The 23,308-nt window shown below is 45.6% G+C and carries 26 protein-coding genes; 1 reads left to right on the top strand and 25 read right to left on the bottom strand.

The features are described 5' to 3' along the window. Positions 1 to 153: 153 nt before the first annotated feature. The 17 genes from HUE98_RS17105 to HUE98_RS17185 form a co-directional block, all read right to left on the bottom strand. Positions 154 to 567 carry a F0F1 ATP synthase subunit epsilon gene (locus HUE98_RS17105; protein ID WP_241421794.1) on the bottom strand — a complete coding sequence of 138 codons (414 nt, stop codon included), beginning with the start codon at positions 565 to 567 and terminating at the stop codon, positions 154 to 156. A 34-nt stretch (positions 568 to 601) separates the two neighbouring features. Then, on the bottom strand, positions 602 to 2,002 hold the full coding sequence (atpD, locus tag HUE98_RS17110; RefSeq protein ID WP_241421795.1) for a F0F1 ATP synthase subunit beta: 1,401 nt from the start codon (positions 2,000 to 2,002) through the stop codon (positions 602 to 604). 34 nt (positions 2,003 to 2,036) lie between these two features. After that, complete coding sequence (atpG, locus tag HUE98_RS17115) at positions 2,037 to 2,897, bottom strand: ATP synthase F1 subunit gamma (RefSeq protein ID WP_241421796.1); 861 nt, start codon at positions 2,895 to 2,897, stop codon at positions 2,037 to 2,039. Between the two features lie 35 nt (positions 2,898 to 2,932). Beyond that, complete coding sequence (gene atpA, locus HUE98_RS17120) at positions 2,933 to 4,465, bottom strand: F0F1 ATP synthase subunit alpha (RefSeq protein WP_241421797.1); 1,533 nt, start codon at positions 4,463 to 4,465, stop codon at positions 2,933 to 2,935. A 21-nt stretch (positions 4,466 to 4,486) separates the two neighbouring features. Beyond that, positions 4,487 to 5,038, bottom strand: a complete 552-nt coding sequence (locus HUE98_RS17125; RefSeq protein WP_241421798.1) for a F0F1 ATP synthase subunit delta — start codon at positions 5,036 to 5,038, stop codon at positions 4,487 to 4,489. After that, positions 5,035 to 5,520, bottom strand: a complete 486-nt coding sequence (atpF, locus tag HUE98_RS17130; RefSeq protein WP_241421799.1) for a F0F1 ATP synthase subunit B — start codon at positions 5,518 to 5,520, stop codon at positions 5,035 to 5,037. The genes HUE98_RS17125 and atpF overlap by 4 nt, the downstream gene beginning before the upstream one ends. A gap of 77 nt (positions 5,521 to 5,597) precedes the next feature. Further along, a complete protein-coding gene (atpE, locus tag HUE98_RS17135) occupies positions 5,598 to 5,849 on the bottom strand; it encodes an ATP synthase F0 subunit C (RefSeq protein ID WP_241421800.1) in 252 nt (83 codons plus the stop codon). A gap of 239 nt (positions 5,850 to 6,088) precedes the next feature. After that, positions 6,089 to 6,790 (bottom strand): F0F1 ATP synthase subunit A, encoded by a 702-nt coding sequence (gene atpB / locus HUE98_RS17140; RefSeq protein ID WP_241421801.1) that lies wholly within the window; start codon positions 6,788 to 6,790, stop codon positions 6,089 to 6,091. Between the two features lie 77 nt (positions 6,791 to 6,867). After that, positions 6,868 to 7,263, bottom strand: coding sequence for an ATP synthase subunit I (locus HUE98_RS17145; RefSeq protein WP_241421802.1), 396 nt, complete (start codon positions 7,261 to 7,263; stop codon positions 6,868 to 6,870). Between the two features lie 2 nt (positions 7,264 to 7,265). Continuing rightward, positions 7,266 to 7,514, bottom strand: a complete 249-nt coding sequence (locus HUE98_RS17150; RefSeq protein ID WP_241421803.1) for an AtpZ/AtpI family protein — start codon at positions 7,512 to 7,514, stop codon at positions 7,266 to 7,268. 120 nt (positions 7,515 to 7,634) lie between these two features. After that, entirely contained in the window at positions 7,635 to 8,660 is a 1,026-nt protein-coding gene (locus HUE98_RS17155; RefSeq protein WP_241421804.1) for a lysylphosphatidylglycerol synthase transmembrane domain-containing protein, read from the bottom strand. Between the two features lie 231 nt (positions 8,661 to 8,891). Then, positions 8,892 to 9,362, bottom strand: a complete 471-nt coding sequence (locus tag HUE98_RS17160) for a deoxycytidylate deaminase (RefSeq protein ID WP_241421805.1) — start codon at positions 9,360 to 9,362, stop codon at positions 8,892 to 8,894. A 92-nt stretch (positions 9,363 to 9,454) separates the two neighbouring features. Continuing rightward, positions 9,455 to 10,690 (bottom strand): serine hydroxymethyltransferase, encoded by a 1,236-nt coding sequence (locus HUE98_RS17165; RefSeq protein ID WP_241421806.1) that lies wholly within the window; start codon positions 10,688 to 10,690, stop codon positions 9,455 to 9,457. Positions 10,691 to 10,837: 147 nt separating this feature from the next. After that, complete coding sequence (gene rpiB / locus HUE98_RS17170) at positions 10,838 to 11,299, bottom strand: ribose 5-phosphate isomerase B (protein WP_241421807.1); 462 nt, start codon at positions 11,297 to 11,299, stop codon at positions 10,838 to 10,840. 139 nt (positions 11,300 to 11,438) lie between these two features. Beyond that, complete coding sequence (locus HUE98_RS17175; RefSeq protein WP_241421808.1) at positions 11,439 to 11,918, bottom strand: low molecular weight protein arginine phosphatase; 480 nt, start codon at positions 11,916 to 11,918, stop codon at positions 11,439 to 11,441. A gap of 151 nt (positions 11,919 to 12,069) precedes the next feature. Further along, positions 12,070 to 13,107: an L-threonylcarbamoyladenylate synthase gene (locus HUE98_RS17180; protein WP_241423597.1), complete on the bottom strand. Its 1,038-nt coding sequence runs from the start codon at positions 13,105 to 13,107 to the stop codon at positions 12,070 to 12,072. A gap of 127 nt (positions 13,108 to 13,234) precedes the next feature. Next, the gene (locus HUE98_RS17185) at positions 13,235 to 14,839 is read right to left on the bottom strand and encodes a Na/Pi cotransporter family protein (RefSeq protein ID WP_241421809.1); all 1,605 of its coding nucleotides are present in this window, start codon (positions 14,837 to 14,839) and stop codon (positions 13,235 to 13,237) included. 644 nt (positions 14,840 to 15,483) lie between these two features. Between HUE98_RS17185 and HUE98_RS17190 the strand changes: the two genes are divergently transcribed. After that, positions 15,484 to 15,981 (top strand): rubrerythrin family protein, encoded by a 498-nt coding sequence (locus HUE98_RS17190; RefSeq protein WP_241421810.1) that lies wholly within the window; start codon positions 15,484 to 15,486, stop codon positions 15,979 to 15,981. A gap of 74 nt (positions 15,982 to 16,055) precedes the next feature. On the opposite strand, the gene HUE98_RS17195 is transcribed toward HUE98_RS17190, so the two are convergent. From HUE98_RS17195 to sigG, 8 genes are all read right to left on the bottom strand, one after another. Then, the gene (locus HUE98_RS17195; RefSeq protein ID WP_241421811.1) at positions 16,056 to 17,345 is read right to left on the bottom strand and encodes an O-acetylhomoserine aminocarboxypropyltransferase/cysteine synthase family protein; all 1,290 of its coding nucleotides are present in this window, start codon (positions 17,343 to 17,345) and stop codon (positions 16,056 to 16,058) included. A 76-nt stretch (positions 17,346 to 17,421) separates the two neighbouring features. Beyond that, positions 17,422 to 17,811, bottom strand: a complete 390-nt coding sequence (gene nifU / locus HUE98_RS17200) for a Fe-S cluster assembly scaffold protein NifU (protein WP_241421812.1) — start codon at positions 17,809 to 17,811, stop codon at positions 17,422 to 17,424. Positions 17,812 to 17,828: 17 nt separating this feature from the next. Further along, positions 17,829 to 18,986, bottom strand: coding sequence for a cysteine desulfurase NifS (gene nifS / locus HUE98_RS17205; RefSeq protein ID WP_241421813.1), 1,158 nt, complete (start codon positions 18,984 to 18,986; stop codon positions 17,829 to 17,831). Between the two features lie 201 nt (positions 18,987 to 19,187). Further along, positions 19,188 to 20,123 carry a cysteine synthase A gene (cysK, locus tag HUE98_RS17210; protein WP_241423598.1) on the bottom strand — a complete coding sequence of 312 codons (936 nt, stop codon included), beginning with the start codon at positions 20,121 to 20,123 and terminating at the stop codon, positions 19,188 to 19,190. Between the two features lie 74 nt (positions 20,124 to 20,197). Beyond that, positions 20,198 to 20,587, bottom strand: coding sequence for a DUF4920 domain-containing protein (locus HUE98_RS17215; RefSeq protein WP_241421814.1), 390 nt, complete (start codon positions 20,585 to 20,587; stop codon positions 20,198 to 20,200). Next, positions 20,556 to 21,239 carry an ABC transporter ATP-binding protein gene (locus HUE98_RS17220; RefSeq protein ID WP_241421815.1) on the bottom strand — a complete coding sequence of 228 codons (684 nt, stop codon included), beginning with the start codon at positions 21,237 to 21,239 and terminating at the stop codon, positions 20,556 to 20,558. Before HUE98_RS17220 ends, HUE98_RS17215 begins: the two co-directional genes overlap by 32 nt. A 336-nt stretch (positions 21,240 to 21,575) precedes the next feature. Beyond that, positions 21,576 to 22,325 (bottom strand): stage II sporulation protein R, encoded by a 750-nt coding sequence (locus HUE98_RS17225; protein WP_241421816.1) that lies wholly within the window; start codon positions 22,323 to 22,325, stop codon positions 21,576 to 21,578. A 5-nt stretch (positions 22,326 to 22,330) separates the two neighbouring features. Next, positions 22,331 to 23,116: an RNA polymerase sporulation sigma factor SigG gene (gene sigG / locus HUE98_RS17230; RefSeq protein ID WP_241421817.1), complete on the bottom strand. Its 786-nt coding sequence runs from the start codon at positions 23,114 to 23,116 to the stop codon at positions 22,331 to 22,333. Positions 23,117 to 23,308 lie beyond the last annotated feature (192 nt).

A 23,308-nucleotide genomic window follows, 5' to 3' on the forward strand; every position in this document is an offset into this window, starting at 1 on the left:
TTGCCTGATTTTGCCGGTTTATACCTGAAACAGGTTACCAGAGATTGGTGCTCTGCTCCCTTTCTGCTCAACCAAAAAAGGCGGCTTTTCTTAAAGAAAAGCCGCCTTTTTTGGTGTCTTCTTTGTTTTTTTTCTTTACTCTTATCTTTACCTTTATGATCTTTCTCTATCTATGGTCTCCAATCGGGTTACAGCACGCCGTAAGGCAGCTTCAGCCCTGGTCTGATCTATATCCTCCCTGGGGGTGGACAGTCTCTTTTCTGCCCGATCCTTGGCTGCTTTTGCCCGCTCTAAATCAATCTCACCAGGCTTTTCAGCGGAATCTGCCAGGATAGTAATTTTTTCAGGGCTTACTTCCATAAACCCACCACCGCTGACGGCCAGGTGACTAAATCGATTATCCTTTTTAATGCGGAGGATACCAATTTTTAAAGCCGCTATTACAGGGGCGTGATTTGCCAGGATACCCAGGTCTCCGTCTAAAGACCTGGCGATAACCATATCCACATCTTCGCTGTAAACAACCCGTTCCGGAGTAACCACATCTAATTTAATTGTAGATGCCATTGTACAACCCTCCTAAAATTTGCCGCATAGAGCTTTAAGCCATTTCTTTGGCTGCCTCTATGACTTCCTCAATGGGTCCTCTCATAAAGAAAGCTGCTTCCGGCAGGTCGTCATGCTTGCCCTCTAAGATTTCTTTAAAGCTTCTAACGGTTTCCTTGATGGGGACGTACTTCCCAGGAATCCCGGTGAACTGCTCAGCTACATGGAAAGGCTGAGACAAAAATCTTTGAATCTTCCGGGCACGGGCTACGATAATCTTATCCTCATCAGAAAGTTCATCCATACCCAGGATGGCAATGATATCCTGCAGCTCCTGATAGCGCTGCAGAAGTTCCTGAACGCCCCGGGCTACCCGGTAGTGCTCTTCACCCACGATTCTGGGGTCCAAAATCCTTGAGGAGGAGGCCAGGGGATCCACCGCAGGGTAAATTCCCAATTCAGAAATCTTCCTCTCCAGGTATGTGGTTGCATCCAGGTGAGCAAAGGTTGTGGCCGGCGCAGGGTCAGTGGGGTCATCAGCGGGAACGTAAATGGCCTGGATGGAAGTAATGGAACCCTTCTTAGTGGAAGTAATACGTTCCTGAAGTTCACCCATCTCAGACTGCAGGGTAGGCTGGTAACCCACCGCAGAAGGCATACGTCCTAACAGCGCGGACACCTCGGAACCGGCCTGTACAAACCTGAAAATATTGTCGATAAACAGAAGCACGTCCTGTCCTTCCATGTCCCTCAGGGACTCAGCCACGGCTACGCCGGTAAGTCCTACCCGCAGGCGGGCTCCGGGAGGTTCGGTCATCTGTCCGAACACCATGGCAGTATTCTTAATAACTCCGGATTCTTTCATCTCTAACCAAAGGTCGTTCCCCTCACGGGTTCTCTCACCCACTCCGGCAAAGACGGAAAATCCGCCGTGCTCATAAGCGATGTTACGAATCAGTTCCATAACCACAACGGTTTTCCCCACACCGGCGCCTCCGAAGAGACCGATCTTACCACCCTTAGCGTAGGGGATTAAAAGGTCAACCACCTTGATTCCTGTTTCAAAAATCTCTGTGGCCGGCTCCTGCTCTACAAAGGCAGGGGCTTTACGGTGAATGGGATAAAACACATCTGTATCTACGGGGCCCAGTTCATCGCAGGGTTCCCCGATAACGTTAATCAGGCGTCCCAACATCCCTTTACCCACAGGAACGCTGATTGGTTTGCCGGTTGCCCTGGCTTCCATTCCCCTGACCATTCCGTCAGTGGGATACATGGATACGGTGCGCACAGCGTTATCACCTAAGTGCATAGCTACTTCTAACGTTATATCTATATTCTTTTCAGTAATTTCTATTTTGAGAGCGTCATGAATCTCGGGCATAGCACCAGTAGGAAATTCTACGTCAACAACTGGCCCGATAACTTGAATCACTCTTCCAACGTTATCACTCATACTGTTCGTTTCCCTCCTTCTTTCTACAAATGTACTACTCCATGGCCAATGCTGTGTTGCTGATTTCCAAAATCTCCTGAGTAATGACCGCCTGACGTGCCCTGTTGAGCACTATGGTTAGGCTGTCAATCATCTCCTGAGCATTTTCTGTTGCTGAGCCCATGGCGGTCATCCGAGCACCCAGCTCGGAAGCCTTGGCCTCCAGCATGGAATGATAGACCAAACTCTCAATATATTTGGGCAGGAACTTATCGATGATAATCTCTTCATCGGGTTCGAAGTTATACAGGGCTTTAGCCCCCTTCGCTTCCTCCTGCTCCCCTTTTACAGGTTCCATAGGCAGAAGCTTTACAATTCTAGGAACCTGCCTTATGGTGTTTATAAATTCTGTATATACCAGGAAAAGCTCGTCACATTCTCCACTAGAAAAGCTTTCTACCGCTTCCTGTGCAATCTGCTTAACCCTCTTCAACTCAGGCCTATCCTCTATGTCCACATGGGATGCGTAGAGGTTATACTGGCGACGCTTGAAATAATCCCGGGATTTTTTCCCTACCGCCAGAATTTGTGCTTTGTCCTTGTCCTTGATATGCCCTGCGGCAAAACGCAGCAGTCCGGTGTTATAGCCTCCGCAGAGGCCCCGATCCGCAGCGATTACTAGATAACCAGAGTTCTTAACCTCCCGCTGTTCCACCAAGGGGTGCTTTAAGTTGGGCATAGCCCCTACCAGCCTTGAGATAATGCCCTTCATCTGCTCCGCATAAGGACGGGCAGATTCTGCGGCTTCCTGGGCTTTCCTCAGCTTTGCTGCCGCCACCATTTCCATGGCTGCAGTAATCTGCTGAGTACTTTTCACACTTCTAATGCGTCGTCGGATTTCCCGTAAGCTTTTCATCCAATCACCACCTTTTCTTTATCCATAGCCACACTCTAGGCTACTACTGTGGCGGTATCGGTCACCACAAACTGGTTTTTAAATTCCCCGATGGCTTTCTTCACCTTTTCGGTGGTTTCATCATCCAATGTTTTGGTTTCCCTAATGGTTTTACCGATATCTGCGTGGTTCATTTCCATAAACTTCAGGAATTCCTTCTCAAAGCGGGTAACCTCAGATGCAGGGATATCGTCCAGGTATCCCTGGGTCCCGGCGTAAATAACCAGAATCTGATCATCAACAGACATGGGTTGATACTGATCCTGTTTTAAAAGTTCCACCATTCTTTCACCCCGGGTCAGTGTTGCCAGGGTAGACTTATCTAAGTCTGTTCCAAACTGGGTGAAAGCCTGCAGTTCCCGGTACTGGGCCAGGTCAAGACGTAGACGTCCGGCCACCTGTTTCATAGCCTTAATCTGGGCTGAGCCCCCTACCCGGGATACCGATAGACCTACGCTGATGGCCGGCCGGGTTCCGGCGAAGAACAGGTCGCCCTCCAGATAAATCTGACCGTCAGTAATGGAAATCACGTTGGTGGGAATATAGGCGGAAACGTCACCGGCCTGGGTTTCAATAACCGGTAGGGCCGTCAGGGAACCGCCGCCCCGCTCGTCGTTTAATTTAGCCGCCCGCTCCAGCAGTCTGGAGTGCAGGTAGAAAATGTCTCCGGGGAACGCTTCACGGCCGGCAGGACGCCTCAAGAGCAGTGAAAGCTCACGATAAGCAGCCGCCTGCTTGGAAAGGTCATCGTAGAAGCAGACCACGTGTTTTCCTTCAAACATAAATTCTTCTCCCATGGAACAGCCGGAATAGGGAGCGATATACAGAAGAGGTGCCGGGTCACTGGCGGAAGCCACAACTACGGTGGTGTATTCCATTGCCCCTGCTTCTTCTAAAAGATTTACCACGGAAGCCACTGTTGAGGCCTTCTGGCCAATGGCTACATAAATGCAGAACAGATCCGAATCCTTCTGATTTAAGATGGTGTCCACACATATCGCAGTTTTACCGATACCCCGGTCACCAATGATTAACTCCCGCTGACCTCTTCCAATAGGGATCATGGAGTCAATCGCTTTTAATCCTGTTTGTACAGGTTCTTTAACGGGCTGACGATGGGTAACCCCAGGGGCGATAGTCTCAATGGGACGGAACTTCTTAGCATTAATAGGTCCTTTGCCGTCAATCGGCTGTCCCAAGGGATTCACCACACGGCCGACCAACTCAGGGCCAACAGGAACCTCGGCAATTCTGCCGGTCCTTTTTACCGTATCGCCTTCTTTAATTTTTTCGTAGCTACCTAAAATAACACAACCTACGCTGTACTGTTCCAGGTTTAAAGCCATACCGAAGATTTCTCCCGGAAATTCCAGGAGTTCACCGGCCATACAATTTTCTAACCCGTGGATCCGGGCAACACCGTCCCCAACGTAGGTTACGGTACCAATATCCACAAGTTCTAACTTTTCCTCATAGCTTTCTATTCTCTGCCTGATAATGGAACTAATTTCATCTGGCCTAACACTCATTCTCCCTTGTCACCTCATTTCTTATAGACTTAAACTGGCAGTAGTAATGGCTTGATACAGCCTGGAAAGTTTGCGGCCAATACTGGCGTCCATAACAGAATCGCCGATTTTGGTCACCACTCCACCTATGATGGAGGGATCTGTTTTTAACACCAGGCGAATTTCTTTGCCTGTATATTTTTCCAGGGCTTTCTGAAGGGCTTCCTGAAGCTGGTCATTTAATTCAATGGCTGTAGTCACTTCGGCCACCGCCACTTTCCTGGTGTAGTTTGCCAACCTCACATAGTCCATCAACATTGCATCCACAATTTCAAAGCGATTTCTGTCTACCAAAAGTTTTAGTATATTCAAAACTTCTGGATTTTCCAATCCCTTAAAAATGTCAGATATAATTTCTTTTTTTTCATCTTTGTCCAGTAAAGGATGTTCCAAAACAGCCTTGATTTTCCCTTTTTCTTTGAGAAAATCTACAACGATCTGAAGGTCTTGTTCAATTGCATCAATTTTATTTTTCTCCTGGGCAACGGCGTGAAGGGCGGAAGCATACTTGTTGGCTACCGCTTGCATGGTCATGATACCTCCCCTACCTCTGCCAGATATTCTTTAATAAGCTGCTCCTGAGAAGCGTAATCAATGTTCTGCACAATAATTTTTTGTGCTATATCCACAGAGAGGCGTCCAACTTCGTCCCTGAGCTCCATAAATACTCTTTCCTTCTCCAGATTAATTTCTTTCTTGGCCTGCTCAATGATATTCTGAGACTGTTTTTTAGCCTCTACCTTAGATTGGCTGATCATATCATCACCCTGCTTGGCGGCACGGTTTAAGATTTCAGCAGCTTCCTTTTTGGCTTCCAAAATCTGATTCTCATATTTTTCCCGAGTCTTACGGGCCACTTCCTTATCATGCTCAGCCTGTTCAATAGAGTTTCTTATCTCATCCCGCCGCTTTTCCATATAACCAGCAATGGGTGCGTAAAGAAGCTTTCTTAAGAGCAGGTAGATGATAGCAAAGTTTATCAGCTGAAAGACAAAATTCATATTAAATTCAACCACACTTCTTTCCCCCTTTCTTCAACAGTATGGTTAGCACCTTACTTTATGCATCCTGCATTTATCCATAGGATTTATTTTTACAGGAATGGGTTGGCGAAAAGAAGAATTAAAGCTACAACCAGAGCATAAATACCAGTAGTTTCAGCAATAGCCTGTCCAAGAATCATAGTGGTCATGATGTCACCTTTTGCTTCGGGCTGTCTTCCTACTCCTTCAGCACCTTTACCTGCAGCGTATCCTTGTCCAATTCCAGGGCCAATACCAGCGATCATTGCAAATCCTGCCCCTAAAGCGGAAGCAGCTCTTATAATTGTTACATTATCGATCATTTTTAATGTTCCTCCTTTAAATTAAAAAATATAAATTTTTTAGTAATAATTTCTTAAATAAGTAATGTTAAACTAATAAATTGAATAAGCTTGGCTGTTCTACATCTTTTAAGAAAATAGTAAAGCCATCACTCCTTTCAAAATATTCAAAAAAAACACTATTATATGAATATTTTTCTTATATGAGTATTTTTTAGCTCCGGCCCCACACTGGATATCCTGAGGACATTAGAAGCCCATTAATCCATCCCCATAGTAATATAGGTCATGGTCAGCATAACAAAAATCAAAGCCTGAATTAAACCAGCAAAAACGTCCAGGTAAAGGTGAGGCAGTACCGGCACAAACCATGGTGCAAAATGATAAATAAGACCCATCATTACCAAACCACCCAGCATGTTGCCGAATAGACGAAACCCCAGTGAAACGGGGTTGGCCAGCTCTCCGACAATAAACAAGGGGGCTAAAAGGGGTACCGGTGAAAAAAATGTTTCTTTAATGTATTTCCCCAGGCCTTTGTTTTTCCAAGCATAAAACTGGGTCAAAACAAAGGTTAAAATCGAGAGAGCAAAAGTAGTGTTAAGGTCGGCTGTGGGTTGTCTGATACCGATGAGTCCGGTAATGTTGGATAAAATTAAGAACATGGCCAGAGCCATTATATACGGAGCAAAGCCTCTTCGGGCATAACCCATGGTGCTGTCCAACAGGTAATGAATGCCATCTATAAATACTTCGAAAAAGTGCTGCAGTCCTTTGGGAACCATGCTCATATTTCGTGTAGCTAAAATGGACAAAACAACCAGGATTGCCATAACTGCCCAGGTCGTTGTGACCGTTTCGGTGACCTGAATCCCGTTAATTTCAAACATAACCGCCGGATCAAAGGTCAGACCGTTCTCAGCCGAAGCTACGAAAGTTGCCGCGTTGAAAATATTGATCATCTTCTTCCCTCCTTTATAATTAATTTTTATATAATTATTACATTAAAGCCGTTTTTAAGGGGCTTTATTTAAAGCCCTTAACCAGTTTTTCGGGAAAGCTTAAGGTATGCTTTAATGGACTCATAAACCTGGCCTCCCACAATCACGGCCTGGGGAAGCAAAATTCCTCCTACCGCCCAAAAAAAATTAATGCTGTCTACAAACACGGCCACAATCAATACCCCGGCTGTAAAAACCTGTCTCATAATATAGCGGGTATAACTGTAGGTAGAAGCTTTGCTGGAACTCATCTCCATAGATTTAGTTAGTGAGTTAGCCAGAAAATAAAACTTAACAACTGCCGCCACAGTACCTAAAAGAAGGCCCACCACGGCCGGATAATCCTGTCTGATAAACAGCACAACCATGACCACTAGACTAATTTTTATGCAGGTCATGCTTATTTGAATCCAAATGGTTTCCGATGTTTTCATGATTAAAACCTCAGTTTCATAATCATTCGGTACGCATTTCTAAAGCCTGTCACAAGGCCTGAGATAATCAAAAAAATTAATACCCAGACACTGTCGATATAATTAGTCATAATCCATTGAGCTAAGAAAATCATAAATACCAGAGGAAGAGCGATGGTTATTCCCAGCTGACCTACTACCCCCATATATCTCAAGGGGCGAAGGTCAAGTTTTTTCGGCTCCTGATTGTTTTTCTTCGTATTTTGCGGCAAAAAATACCACCTTTTCTTTGAGGTAGAGGTAATACCTATAAGGTATCCACCTATAAACCTTTATTCGACGGAATTTTAAAAATCCCTGCTAAAATATAATTTTTTTTACCCTGCGGCTCTTTAACGGGAGAACCGTCGGGCAGCGAGAAACCCGCCGGCCATCAGGTAAATATAGTAGGTGAAAAAGCGCCAACTGACTACAAAAATGCCGATAAGGCTGGAGGGCACATACCTGCTGAAAAAAGCAGCCAGGCTCAGTTCCACTATTCCGCTTCCCCCGGGAAGGGGGGTATAACCAATGATAAGAATTATGAACACCTGCCACACCAAAATGCGCCAAAAATCGAAGGCCAGGCCAAGGCCCACAAGCAGCACCGGGGCCACCAGGAAATAGCTGAACCAGTAGCCAAAGGTTAAGAGAATGGGTAAAATTAAACGGGCACGATTTGTCCTCTTCAACTGGGCTAAAGATTGCTGGAACATTTCCGCCTCCTCCCGCAGCCTCTGCATAATTCCCCGCAGACGACGGGAGTTGGCCATTTTTCTCAAGGGAGGAACCCGCTTTAATGTCCTGAGCACAATCCATATCAGCCGGGGCTTAAATAAAATTACAAAATAGACAAGTGAGGTAACAGCCAATACGCTCAAGGCGGAACGAAAAAAAATGGTCATCGTATCGCCGCCCCCCACCCGGCCGTCATATGCCACCAGCAGCACCAGGGACAACACTAAGAATAGCAGCCGGGTCATGGCAGATCGAATCACCATAGTAGCGGTGGACTCTCCCAGGGAAACACCTTCCCGGTGAAGATAATAAATTAATGCGGGCCATTCCCCTATAGCCATAGGAGTAATTCCCGCAAAAAAGAATGCAGAGAGAAATACCCTTGGGCCGGCCCAGAAACTTATTTTTTTCCCTTCCTCCAAAGAAGCTAAAATACAGCGAATCCGAGTCCCCTCCATAAACCAGGCCCCAACTACTACTGCCAGGGCCAGCAGAAGGTATTCCGGCCGCACCTCTTGCAGGCCGATCCAGGTCTGTTCATCTGTGGTAAAGTAAAGGATTAAGATTACTGTAACCAGGCTAAAGCCCAGAGAAAGATAAAGTCCCTTCTTTTGACGGGAGGGCAATCCCCTTTGAAGCATCTCACATCACCGATTCTTTCTATATGTTATGCAATACATGGTAACAAGATACTCACCTATACAATCTTTTCCTAATTATATATGTAAGAAGAATTTTTTATATTCCCCTTCTAAATAATAAGAGAAGACAAGGTGCCATCCTGTTGTCTTCCCACTTACCTGCTGCCATATATTTAACCTTAAAAATAATAATATGCTCTGAGTAAAAACCCCCTTCTATCCATAAAGATATCATGGGGTAACCCATTCTACGCATCCTTCCGACCTCCATATTTTCACACTTATCCCCGCCTCCTTCAGCAGTTCCAAGGCCAGGTCATCGGGATAATTATCCTTTATTATAATTCCTTTTAATCCTGTATTTATGATCATTTTGGCACATAAGATACAGGGCTGATGGGTGACGTAGAGGATAGAATCTTTAACAGAAAAACCGTACAGCGCTCCCTGCAGTATGGCATTCTGTTCCGCATGAAGCCCCCGGCAGAGTTCATGACGCTCCCCGGAGGGAATATTCATCTTTTCCCGGAGGCAACCCACCTGATCACAATGTTTCATTCCGGTGGGCGGCCCATTATAACCGGTGGAAAGAATTCTCTTGTCTTTAACAATAATGGCTCCCACCCTGCGCCGCAGACAATTTGACCGGGTGGACACCACCTGGGCCACTTCCAAAAAATATGCATCCCAACTGGGTCTCATAGGCTGCTCCTTCCTTACCGTAACATGATAAATTTAAGACAAGAGAACCCTCCCTTGTCTTATTATCCTGCATTTGCTTACCTATATTATCTTTATGTATAAATAGAAAACTCCTGGCAGAGCCCGGCCACTTTATCCCGCACCTGCCGGGCAGACTGGCTGTCCTTAGGACTCTGCAAAGTGCAGTCTATAAGTTCGGCTATCATTGCCATCTGTTCCTCCTTCATGCCTCGAGAGGTTACAGCCGGGGTTCCGATACGAAGGCCGCTGGTAATTAGCGGGCTTTGAGTATCGTAGGGCACAGCGTTTTTATTTACGGTGATCCCTACCCTGTCCAACATTTCCTCCGCGTCTTTACCGTTTAAGTTCTTGCACCGCAAATCCACTAAAAGGAGATGATTATCGGTGCCCCCTGAAATCAGGTTATATCCCTTCTCCCGCAGGCATTCTCCCAGGTGAACGGCATTCTTTACCACCTGCTGCTGGTATAGATTAAACTCCGGAAGCATAGCCTCCTTAAAGGACACGGCCTTAGCGGCGATGACGTGCATCAGAGGGCCTCCCTGAAGGCCGGGGAAAACAGCCTTATCTACAGCCTTAGCATACTTCTGAGTACAGAGTATCAACCCGCCCCTGGGGCCTCTCAAAGTTTTATGAGTGGTGGAAGTCACAAAATCAGCATAGGGAACGGGGTTTGGATGAAGCCCTGCGGCAATTATCCCTGCAATATGGGCAATGTCAGCCATAAGATAAGCTCCTACTTCATCAGCAATCTCCTGGAATATGCTGAAATCTATCTTCCGTGGATAGGCGCTGGCTCCAGCAATTATCAAATGCGGCCTGCACTTAATAGCGGTGTCTCTAACCTTTTTGTAGTCTATCCTACCGGTATCCTTTTCTACACCATAGCTGCATACTTTAAAATACTTGCCGGATATATTAACCGGGCTCCCATGGGTTAAATGTCCCCCATGGGCCAGATCCATTCCCAGTATCGTATCACCGGCCTTTAACACGGTCAAAAACACAGCCGTATTGGCCGAGGCGCCGGAATGGGGCTGCACATTGGCATGGTCGGCGCCAAATATCATTTTTGCCCGCTCAATTGCGATATCCTCCACCTGGTCTACGTGCTGACAGCCACCGTAAAACCTGCAGCCCGGATAACCCTCGGCATATTTGTTGGTCAGCACAGAACCTTGAGCTTCCAGCACCGCCCTGCTTACAAAATTTTCTGAAGCTATCAGCTCCAGACTGCTTTGCTGCCTATTAATTTCCTTCTCTATGGCTTCATGTATTTCCTTGTCCACCAGCCGAAGAGTCGACATCTGCTCACTTCCTTTTCCCACGCTTTATTGTTAAGCCTAAAGCCAACCAAAGGTTAGCCTGTCTCCCCTAACTAAAGAGACTAATACTGGATCCCTATTCTCTCTGTTTATAAACAGCAGGAGGTGTCCCTCTAAACTTTGATCAATTTAGTTATTCAGTCCCCCGGTGTATTTCTTTTCTATGGCTGTGATTTTGTCAACCCGCCTCTGATGCCGGCCCCCTTGAAAACGAGAATAGAGAAATATTTCTACAATAGATAAGGCCAACCCCGGCCCCGTTACCCTTTCTCCGATGGCCAAAATATTGGCATCGTTGTGTTCCCGAGAATACCGGGCGGAAAAACAATCCCCACAAAGAGCAGCCCTGATGCCCGGCACCTTGTTACATACCATAGAAACCCCCAGGCCGGTAGAGCAGACCACAATGCCCTTTTCATATTCACCTCTAGCTACCGCCTCTGCTACCTTCAAGGTGAAGTCAGGATAATCCACACTTTCCAAATCATATGAGCCCATATCCTCATAGGTCAGGCCGTCATCCTCCAGGTACGTTTTAATCAGCTCTTTTAGTTTAAATCCTCCATGGTCACTGGCTAAAGCTATTTTCAATGGTGTATACCCTCTTTCTTAAAAACGATAGAATCTATTAACATATTATCTAAATAGACAAATACAAACAGGCAAAAGTTTTCTACTATTAATTCTTTTTTATCCCGGCTTTTTCCTGCCCTTCCGAGCCAAAAAACAACTAAACTTTCCCCTTTATTTTCTGCCACAGCAGAGGCAGGATTTCTTTGAACTCCTGAATCACCCTTTCATAGGCCTTTAAAGAGAGTCCAAAAGGGTCTTCCACGTCTAATAAGGCTTGTTGGTTTCCTGAAAAACAATATTCTTTCAAAGCAAACACCCTGCCTTCCGCCAGGGGCATTAAAGCCAGCACGGTTTCCTTATGCCTCAGGGTCATAGTCAGCACCAGGTCTGCCTCTCCCACCATTTCAGGAGTAAGCATCCGGGCCCGATGGTTATCCACCTCCACCCCTTGCTCCTTCAATACCTTCCGGGCATGGACTGAGGCACCATCACCAGGAAAAGCTGCCAACCCTGCTGACTGAATTTCCAAATTTAACTGCTCCCCTGACTGCTTACGTACCAGCTCTTCGAAAAGAGCCTGAGCCATAATGCTTCGACAGGTATTGCCGGTACAGACAAACAATATTTTTTTTATCACCTAAACACCCCTTACCCATATTTTAAGGAAAAACGACGATATTATCCGGCTTTTTTAGAATTCCACACCAACCTCCAGAAAGGATAGACATTTCCCGGGAAATGTTTTTCTTTCCCAGGCTTTTCCCTAAGATTGCGACAGCATATGAGCCTTAACGGGCTTTAATTATACGGTTTTGTGCGGCCCTGCACAGACGGTTCATCAAAGCCAGGCCCATTCCTGTTTTCTCAAAGGTTTCCGCCAGTATCAAATCCACCCCTGCGGTGTCCAACCGCCTCAGAGAATCAAACAACCGGGAGGCCATTTCCTCAGGGGAACTGCGAAAGCCCAGGACTTCTATGGCCTCTGCCCTGAAATATGCCCGGTTTTCTTCTGTAACCAAAAGCCCTACCCGCCTTCCCTTTAAACGATTTTCCCTACATATTTTTTGTATTTCTTTCACTACTCGGGAAGGTTCCCCCTCCACCAAAAACATGGGGGCCCGAGGGGCATAATGGCGGTATTTTAGTCCTGGAGAAGGAGGGGCTTCATCTTTAAATTCCATAGAATCCAGCACCTGCACCTCCCCCAGGGTCTCCTGCAGCTGTTCTAGAGTTACTCCTCCGGGGCGCAGCAGCAGAGGAACTTTATGAGTTAAGTCAAGCACAGTGGATTCCAGCCCTACAGTACAGGGCCCTCCGTCCAACAAAAATTGGATTCGGCCAGCCAGGTCCTCCAGCACATGTTCTGCGGTGGTGGGGCTGGGCCTGCCGGAAAGATTGGCACTGGGGGCCGCTATTGGCAGGCGGGCTGTCCGAATCAGGGCCAATGCTACCGGATGTTGGGGCATTCTTAGGGCCACAGTATCCAGTCCGGCAGTGACCTCCCGGGGCACCCGAAGCCCCTTGGGAAGAACCATAGTCAAGGGTCCCGGCCAATATTTTTCCGCCAGCAACCGAAAATTTTGAGGCACTTCACTTACCAGCTCTCCCAGGCCTTCTCCCCCGGAAATATGTACTATTAGGGGATTATCCCCAGGCCTTCCCTTGGCCCGGAAAATTCGCTCCACTGCCGGGGCTGAAAAAGCGTTGGCCCCCAGACCGTAGACTGTCTCCGTCGGAAAAGCAACCAGTCCCCCCCGGCGGATAATCTCGGCAGCCTGCTGTATATCTTTTTTTGCTTTTTTTAGGTCTCTGGCGTTGGCCACCATTGTCCCTTTAACTTTACGCCACAATTTAACAGCATCCTTCCAAGTTTATTTGAATTGATAAAACAAAAGCCCAGGGGTTTACTTACGTGACCCGGGGCCTGGAGGAACTGCGAATCGGTAGTTTTGATTAAAATTCTCCCAATACCACCTGAGCGATATTGGTGGCATGGTCGGCAATCCTTTCAAAATTGCTTAGGACATCCAGATAAATTACGCCCGAAGCGGGAATACAGCTCTTCCTGTTTATTCTTTCAATGTGCTTTTTCCTCAGCCTCTTTTCCATGTTATCAACCACATCATCCTCTTCTATTACCTCCCGGGCCGCCTTAAGATCATTATGCTCAAAGGCCCATATAACCTTCTCCAACATTTTATCCACGGTCCTATGCATATCTCTCAAATCATCCAGGGCTGCCTCGGAGAAGGGAAGCCGGTCTCCCGACTTAATATCCGTCATATTGCTGACGGTCTCGGCATGGTCACCTATCCTCTCCAGATCATTTAAAACATGCATATATCCCGTCACTGTGTTAGACTGCTCCAACGTCAGGGAGTGAACGGAAAGCTGGGACAAATAAGTCGTAATCTCCTTTTCCAGGCTGTCCAGAATATCTTCGGTTTGAGTCAAATGAGTCATAAGCTTATGGTCCTCCTTTATGAAAGCCTGCATAGAGCCTTCAACCATCTCCCGGGCCAGTGCAGCCATACGCAGGACCTCTTTCTGAGCAGAACCAATAGCTACTGCCGGGGTCTTCAGCATCCTTTGATCCAGAAATTTAGGACCGATGCTGATGGCCCCTTCTTCTCCGGGAAGAATCTTGGTTATCAGCTTCACAAAAGGATTAAAAAAGGGCAGCATCAGCAGAGTATTCGTTATATTAAAAACGGTATGGGCATTAGCAATCTGCCGGGGAACAGTATTGGCAGTCAGCATCATTAGAGAGGAAAAAGGATTTATGATAAGCAAAAAAAACAAAGATCCCATAAGATTAAAGGTAATGTGGGCCAGCGCAGCTCTCTTTCCGGAAAGGGAACTACCCATGCTGGCTAAAAGAGCAGTGATACAGGTTCCTATGTTGGTGCCTAGAATCAAGCTCATAGCGGATTGAAAGGTGAGTAAATCCTGCAGAGATAAAGCTATAATTATTCCGGTGGCAGCGCTGGAACTCTGGATGGCCGCTGTGAACAGCGCCCCTACCATAATCCCCAGCAGAGGATTTTGTGCAAAACTAGAAATCAGGTTCAAAAAATATGGTGATTCTCTCAAGGGGCTTAAAGCCGAGGACATGGTGGTCATACCCAAAAATAATAGGCCAAAGCCCAAAATCGCCTGTCCTATATAACGTTTCAAACGTCTTTTAGAGAAAAAATTCAGCACCGCCCCAAGTCCAATGGCCGGAAGAGCTATGAACTCCAGATTAAAAGAAATCGCTTGGGCGGTAACGGTGGTCCCAATATTAGCTCCCATTATGGTTCCTACCGCCTGAGTCAAGTTCATAAGGCCTGCGTTGGCAAAACCAACAATCATTACTGTGGTGGTGCTGCTGCTTTGAACCAGTATGGTAACCACGAATCCTGTAACAACTGCCATATACCGGTTGGCCGTCAATACCTCCAGAATCTTTCGGAGTTTATCGCCGGCTGCTTTCTGCATACCGGAAGCCATAATCTGCATCCCAAAAAGAAAAAGCCCCAGGCCCCCTGCCAGGCCCATCAATATCTGTGCGGTCATGGTTTATTCCTGCCTTCCCCATTGAATTAGCAGAAATATTCTGCCATAATTCCAACTGCTGGAAAACCATCATTCAGACATAACAAATTCATTATAAATGATTGTAATTTGTTTTTCAATGACACTTTCACTATTTTTTTTTGGGCTGAAATATACCATATCCTTAGAAAATCACCATGGTAATTGATGTTTCTAATGTTTCATGAGGGTGACTGCCCTGTAAAAGATGGAATTATCTGACGACCATCTGAGAATAATATTAGATAATGTCAGTGAACTCGTTTCAGCAAGCTTTAAAATTGGTGAATCAGGGGGAGACTCTACTCCACCAGATTTTAAGCTCCACCTACGCTAACCCTTAGAGGCGGTGGCCTTATAACCTAACAAAAAGAGATAAATTTCAAAAAAAGAGTCCTGCCACAAAGAAATTCAGTGAATAATATGTAACTAATATCCTTTAATTTACAAGGAAGGCACATAAAGGCAATTTGCTTAATTAAGCCCTTGACCTTCAACCTTCGGCTGTCATATAATAATTACAAGATGATAAAAGTTTTCCCTTGATCAGTTGTTTCTATCCTTGGAAAATGCAAGCAATGTTTTTAATTATTTATCTAATTTAAAAGAAAGAGGTGCAATCATTTATGAAAACTATTGAAAACCTGTTGGCAGCATTTGCCGGAGAATCCCAGGCAAACCGGAAGTATTTAGCCTTTGCTAAAAAGGCCGAGAAAGAAGGATTTAAAAATATTGCCAGAATCTTCACGGCCATCGCCGAGGCAGAGACCTCCCATGCCCTAAAACATTTTGAAACAGCGGGGAAAGTGGGAAGCACCCTGGAAAACATGAAAACAGCAGTAGACGGAGAAAATTACGAAGTTACCGAAATGTATCCCGCCTTTATTGAAACTGCCAAAGCCGAAGGACAGGATAAAGCACTAAAATCCTTTGAATACGCCATAGAGGCAGAAAAAGTCCACCACCAAACCTTACAGGAACTTAAGACCCTGGTTGAACAGGGAAATGATATGGAGGATAAACAGATATTTATGTGCCCCATCTGCGGTTGGGTGGGAACTGACCCTGCTCCAGAAAAATGTCCCATCTGCAATGCCAAATCCAAAGTATTTAAAGCCTATTAGAATAATCGCTTCATCCTTTACAGGTTAAAACTCCCCCATCTGTACCCTATGCATAAAGTGCAGATGGGGGAATTTTATGCTAACGCCCTATTAAAGGCCTGATCTAAATCATAGATAAGGTCCTCTGGGTCCTCCAGCCCTATGGAAAGCCTGATCATATCCGGAGTTACCCCACAAGCCAGCTGTTCCTTCTGGGTAAGTTGGGCATGGGTGGTGCTGGCCGGGTGTATAACCAGGGACTTGGCATCAGCAACGTTGGCTAACAGCGAAAAAATCTCAAGATTATTAATCACTTCCTTGGCCGCTTCAACCCCCCCCTTTATACCAAAGGTAAATATAGAACCGGTTCCCAAAGGAAAATACCTTTGGGCCAAAGGATAGTATTTGCTGTTCTCCAAACCAGGATAGTTCACCCACGAAACAAAAGGGCTTTTCCGCAGGAATTCTATCACTTTATTGGTATTAGCAGCATGCCTTTCAACCCGTAAAGAAAGAGTCTCCAGTCCCTGAAGGAACAAAAAGGAGTTAAACGGGCTTAAAACCGCACCGGTATCCCTAAGCAGCTGTACTCTGGCCTTTACGATATAGGCTTGAGGCCCGAAGGAATCCACATAATTCAGCCCGTGGTAGCTTGGATCCGGCTCCGTTAAACCAGGAAACCTTCCGTTCTTTGCCCAGTCAAAATTACCGGAATCAATAATAATACCGCCAATAGAAGTTCCATGGCCGCCTATAAACTTTGTAGCGGAATGAACGATTATATCTGCGCCAAATTCTATAGGCCTGATAAGGTAAGGGGTAGCAAAAGTATTATCAACAATTAAAGGAATACCTTCTTTGTGAGCAATATCGGCTACTGCTGTGATATCAATCAAGTTTATCCCGGGATTACCAATGGTTTCTATGAAAATTGCTTTCGTATTTTTATTGACTGCCCTTTGAAAGTTTTCAGGATTGTCTGGATCCACAAAGGTTGTGTTAATCCCTAGTTTAGGCAGGGTAAAAGAAAATAGATTATAGGTGCCGCCATACAAAGTGCCGGCTGATACAATTTCATCACCTGCTCCTAAAATATTTAACAGGGCATAGGTAATGGCAGCAGAACCTGAGGCTGTGGCCAAGGCTCCTACCCCGCCTTCCAACGCCGCCATTCTTTGTTCAAAAACATCTGTGGTTGGGTTCATAATCCTGGTATAGATATTCCCTGAATCCTTCAGGGCAAACAGATCTGCTGCATGCTCCGTGCTGTCAAACATGTAAGAGGTGGTCTGGTAAATGGGAACAGCCCTGGAATTTGTAGTAGGGTCAGGCTTCTGACCGGCATGCACCTGTAAGGTGTCAAATTTAAGTTTTCTTTCACTCATCCTTTAATCTCCCCCTTAACTTCACTATTTCTTTTTGTGGTCAATATTCTTATATTTTAACCTGAAATTCCTCGCATTAAAAGAGATTTCCCCTTTCCCTGGCGCCCCTACTCCTGTAATCTTTAATAGCCATATGCAGAGCGTTAGCGGCCAGGTTAGAGCAGTGCATCTTTATGGGGGGAAGGCCGTCCAGGGCTTTTGCAACAGTCTTGTTAGTAATTTTCTCTGCTTCCTCCAGGGTCCTGCCCTTCACCATTTCCGTTACCATGCTGCAGGTGGCAATGGCTGCAGCGCAGCCAAAGGTTTTAAATTTAATATCTTCTATTGTGTTGTCCTTCACTTTAATCTCAATATGCATAATATCGCCACAGGTAGGGTTGCCAACTTCACCGGTTCCACAGGCCTCCTCAATCTCTCCCACATTTCGGGGATTCTTAAAATGCTCCATTACTTTTTCGCTGTACATAATACACCCACCTTCCTTTATCTGCTCAAGGGAGACATCTCCCTGAGATTATTAATAATTCCGGGTAAAGCTTCTATCACGTAATCTACATCTTCTTTGGTATTATTTTTGCCCAGGGTAAGCCGTAAAGAACCATGGGCAATTTCGTGGGATAGGCCCAATGCCAGCAGCACATGAGAAGGATCCAGGGAACCGGAAGTGCAGGCTGATCCGCTGGAGACCATTATACCGAAGCTATCCAGCATTAAGAGTATAGCCTCCCCTTCCACAAACTCAAAACAGACGCTGACATGCCCGGGAACTCGGTTTACCCAATGCCCGGTAAACCTGGTGCGGGGGATTTTGTCTAGTATTCCCTCCCTCAATTGGGACGCCAGAGAATCTAACTTTTCCCTCCTTTCCTCAAGGTTCTGTTGTGCCAGTTCAGCCGCTTTTCCAAAACCCACAATTCCTGGTACGTTCTCAGTGCCCGGCCTTATTTTCTTTTCCTGCGCTCCACCGTGAAGGTAATTTTCAATCCGTGTCCCTTTTTTTATATATAAACAACCAATCCCCTTAGGGCCATAAATTTTGTGACTGGAGGCAGACAGCATGTCAACCCCCAGCTCTCCTACATTAAGGGGAATCTTACCTGCAGTCTGCACTGCATCAGTATGAAAAACGGCTCCTGACCGGCGGCTGATGGCCGCCAGTTCCTTTATGGGTTGTATGGTTCCAACTTCATTGTTGGCATGCATAATAGACACCAAGAGGGTATCCTCTCTAAGCGCTGCTTTTAAGACCTCCGGATCAACCAAACCATCAGGGCATACCGGCAGTACAGTCAGCTCAAAACCCTGTTTTTCCAGAAAACGGCAGGTATCTAAAACGGCATGATGCTCCACCGCAGAGGTGATCAGGTGATTTCCCCTATCCTTATTTGTCATCATATAAGAAATAATGGCTTGATTGTCCGCTTCGGTCCCCCCGCTGGTAAAGTATATTTCCTCAGGGTCAGCGTTAATCAAGTAAGCAATCTGTTCTCTGGCTCGTTCTACAGCCCCTTTGGCCTGAAGGCCCAGGGAATAAATGCTGGATGGATTACCATACCTATCGTTATAGTAGGGTATTATGGCTTTAAAAACCTCCGGATCAACCGGAGTGGTAGCACTATGGTCCATGTATACCTGTCGCATAACTCCACACCCTTCCTTTCCCATGACGTCCTCACGGGGCCTATAGACCCCAAGGATTTCCGCCGGTATTTGCTAAAATTAAATAATTAATAACCCGACCTTAAATGTATGTGACATTCCAACTTTTAATAATAACTAATTAATGACCTCCCTCAGCGGGGTCAGTAAACCCCAAGGATTCCCGCCGGTATTTCAAAAGGTTTAAGGATGGTGGTATAGAATTGTCGACAAATACCTTTCCCCTGTATCAGGCAGCAAGACAACGATTATTTTATCTTTGTTTATCGGCCTTTTAGCCACCTGTAAGGCGGCAAAAACTGCTGCCCCTGATGATATTCCCACCAGCAGCCCCTCGGTCCTGGCAAGATTCCTTGTGGTATCAACAGCATCCTGGTTTTTAACCTTTATTATTTCATCGATAATATCTAAGTTCAGCACCTCCGGCACAAAACCAGCCCCAATTCCCTGAATCTTATGAGGGCCTGGAACGCCGCCGGAGAGAACCGGTGAATCATAGGGCTCCACGGCTATAACCTGAAAACCGGTTTTACGGGATTTTATCACTTCACCTACTCCGGTAATAGTTCCTCCGGTGCCCACCCCACCCACAAATATATCTACCTGCCCACCAGTATCCCTCCAAATTTCTTCTGCCGTAGCCCTCCGATGTATTTCCGAATTTGCAGGATTTTTAAACTGCTGCAGGATAAATGAACGGGGTGTTTTTGCCGCCAACTCTTCAGCCTTGGCAATTGCCCCTTTCATACCTTTAACCCCCGGGGTTAGAACTAATTCGGCCCCCAGAGCTTTTAACAAGTTTCTTCTTTCAATGCTCATGGTGTCAGGCATGGTAAGTATCAGCCTGTAGCCCCTGGCGGCAGATACAAAAGCCAGGGCAATGCCGGTGTTGCCACTGGTAGGTTCTATGATTACTGAACCTCTGCCTATCAAGCCCTTCTCTTCTGCATCCTTGATCATGGCATAGCCAATCCTATCCTTTACGCTCCCGGCAGGATTAAAATATTCCAGCTTTGCAATCAATTTGGACTTTAGACCATTTATACAGTTGTAGTTAGACAATTCAAGCAGTGGTGTGTTTCCAATCAAATCGGTTAAATTCCCGGCTATACCAGATATTTTTAATCACCCCTTTGTAATATTTTTTTTAATGGCTTTTTCACCTTTTACAAAGTGAATAATCACATTTTCTCCTAAAGCAGAACTTCCAACCCCTGGCCTGCCAGGTACGGCACCTGATTTCGAATTCTAATCTCTCCTTGAACCCGAATTGGAGTGCCGGCAGACATTGTTACCGTAAAATCATAGAATTGAACAAACAGCTGCTCAGCCCCCTCTGATACTATAATCCAGCAGCCTGAGGCCTGGCAGACTTGAACCACTTTCGCTTCCACTATAACATTCTTTCCCTGATAGTTTTGGGTATCAGCAAACAGAGATTCTATCTCCACCAACTGTCCAGATTCACTGTCTATGGGTTGCCCATACTTTTTTTTCTGACCTATACTGCAGCCCATTAAACTAATAACAACAAATAGTATCAAGGCATTACTAATTAAATGCAGCATTTTTTTTGACATCATCCATCATCCTCCCGTCCTGCAATGTAATAATTCGAGGTAGTTGAGCCGACATTTTAGTATTGTGAGTAACTATGACCACTGTTGTGCCTGAACGGTTAATATCTTTAAACAAGGAAAATACTTCCTCAGCCGTTTTGCTGTCCAGGTTACCGGTAGGTTCATCAGCCAGCAGTATCTCCGGTTGGTTAGCCAGAGCCCGGGCTACAGCAACTCGCTGGGTTTCACCGCCACTCATTTGAGAAGGCAGGTGATTAAAACGTTCAGTGAGACCTACCCGTTCCAACAGCTCCTGGGCCCGCTGCCTTGCCTTTTGCCTGCCGGAAAAATACATCGGCAGCATTACATTTTGCAGGGCTGTCATGGTGGGAACCAGCAGAAACTGTTGAAATATAAAACCTATGGTTTCTCTGCGAAGTTTTTCCCTCTCTTTATTACTTAATTTTTCTACCGGGAGGCCAAAAATATCAATGCTGCCTCCCGTGGGACGGTCCAAAAGGCCCATAAGGTTCATTAAAGTAGATTTTCCCGAACCGGATGGCCCCAGGATCCCCAGCAATTCACCTTTTTTAATTTCCAAAGATAAACGATCCAGGGCATAAACTTCCTCGCCTCCACGTTTATAAATTTTAGTAGCACTAACCGTCTGAATCACCGCCTTACGCCCTCCTTATTTACTTCTAAGATGAGAAAATATCCTTCATATTTTAACAGCAGCTATTCATTTCCTAAAGCATTTAATTAAATTAAAAGCACTGATTTACAAGCTATAAAAAATTATACTATAATTCCTATGTATTTACTAGTATATAAATTATAAATTTTTAAGCTCCTAAGGCCTCTCCTGCAGATAACACTCTCTTCCGGCATTTTTAATTTCCTACGGGTAAAAACCAAAAAAGGCTGCCCCGTATGTTCGGGAAGCCTTTTTTGCCTATAAAATTGCCCCGGGTTCCAACAAGGGCTGCTTATTAAACAATACAAACCCAAATTAATCTCTACGTCCAAAACCGTAATAGGAGGGCAGCAGGTTATTTACCCATTCCACCACCCTAAACCGCACTTCTACTTCCCCGCCTTCGTTTTCCGTTGAGTTATTTGAGGAATCCTGGCAGGGTGTCTGGTTCAAGGAATCCTCTTTAGATCCCTGGAGGCTGTCTTCGGTGCAGCGGCTGTCTAAAATCCCTTTAATACTGTCTTTGTCTTTTCCCTGCTTATCTTCAGGGAGGTGGTTAAAACACAAGGGTGGAAAAAGAACACACCACCAATTTTCCCCGGCTCCGCTGCCGATGACAATCCGCAGAGCCTCATATTCCCCCGCAGGAAATTCTCCGAAAATATACTGCCTGGAAGGAAATATCTCCTGCTCTAAACTTATTTCTACCCCATGGGGAGTGCCCGCCGTCTCCAGCTCCTGCTCCACCAGCGCCTGAATCAAAGGCATCTTTTCCTTCAATAATTCCCGTGCCTGCTCTTTGGTTTCTGCCTCTTTTAGACGGTCCGCCATAAAAACCAATACTTCCCGGGTTACCTGTTCTTTAATCTCTTGATCCCTGGGCTCATCACTGTGAGCCACCACGTGGAAACGCAGTGCTTCTTCTTTGTCCAGGGATTCTCCCCCCACCATGATTATCTGTTGTTCCTCCGGCACGGAACCAGAAAGGCTTTCGGTAAAAAAACTGTGATACCCCTGAAAAGCCATTAACGCCAGCAGTATGAATATCCACAGGGTTTTTCTCATATTATCTACTCCTCCGCCTGAAGGTTGCTGCGAATAAACTTCAGGGCTGTTTTTTCTATTCGGGAAACCTGGGCCTGAGAAATACCTATCTCCTCTGCAACTTCCATTTGAGTTTTACCCTGAAAGAATCTCATTTCCATAATATCCTTTTCCCGCTTTGGCAGCTTGCTAAGGGCTTCATTTAGGGCCAAATCCTCCACCCATAAATCAGAGCTCTGTTTCTGGTCACTTATCAAATCCATTACATAAACAGGATCGGTGGGGTCGTTGAAAACCGGTTCATGTAGAGAGACAGGGTCATAGTTGGCATTGAAGGCAAATACTACTTCTTCGTTGGTAATCCCCAGCTCCTTGGCAATATCCCCTACTGTAGGCTCTGCCTGGTTGACCCTGGCCAGTTTATCCCGGGTATGCATGATTTTTTGGGCCAGTAATTTTAAGGAGCGGCTCACCCTAAGGGAACTATTGTCCCTGAGATATCGCTTAATTTCTCCTATAATCATGGGCACTGCATAGGTTGAAAACTGAACATTCTGACTGAGGTCAAAATTATCTATAGCTTTCATCAATCCGATGCAGCCTACCTGGAACAGGTCATCTACATATTCACCGCGGTTGTTAAATTTTTTCATAACGCTTAAAACCAATCGGAGATTTCCATTAATTAACTCTTCCCGGACCTCTTCTTGTCCCTGCCGCAGACGCTTAAAGAGTTCCATAATCTCTTTATTGGTCAAGGTAGGAAGTTTAAAAGTGTTCACTCCACTTATTTCCACTTTTCGAGGCAGCATTAGTTATCCCTCCTCTTACTTCTCTACCCATTAGTATTGCCAATATTTAGTGACCTTAGACAAAAATATTCATAAATTTTTAAATTATTGGGTAAATTATGGACAAAAATTTAACTCTCCAAAGGAAATAGGAGAGTTTAAGAGAATATTATTACTATTTAAATAACGAATTAAACCCGGAGGGAATAATTT

Source organism: Candidatus Contubernalis alkalaceticus (assembly GCF_022558445.1).
GTDB lineage: Bacteria > Bacillota > Dethiobacteria > SKNC01 > SKNC01 > Contubernalis > Contubernalis alkaliaceticus.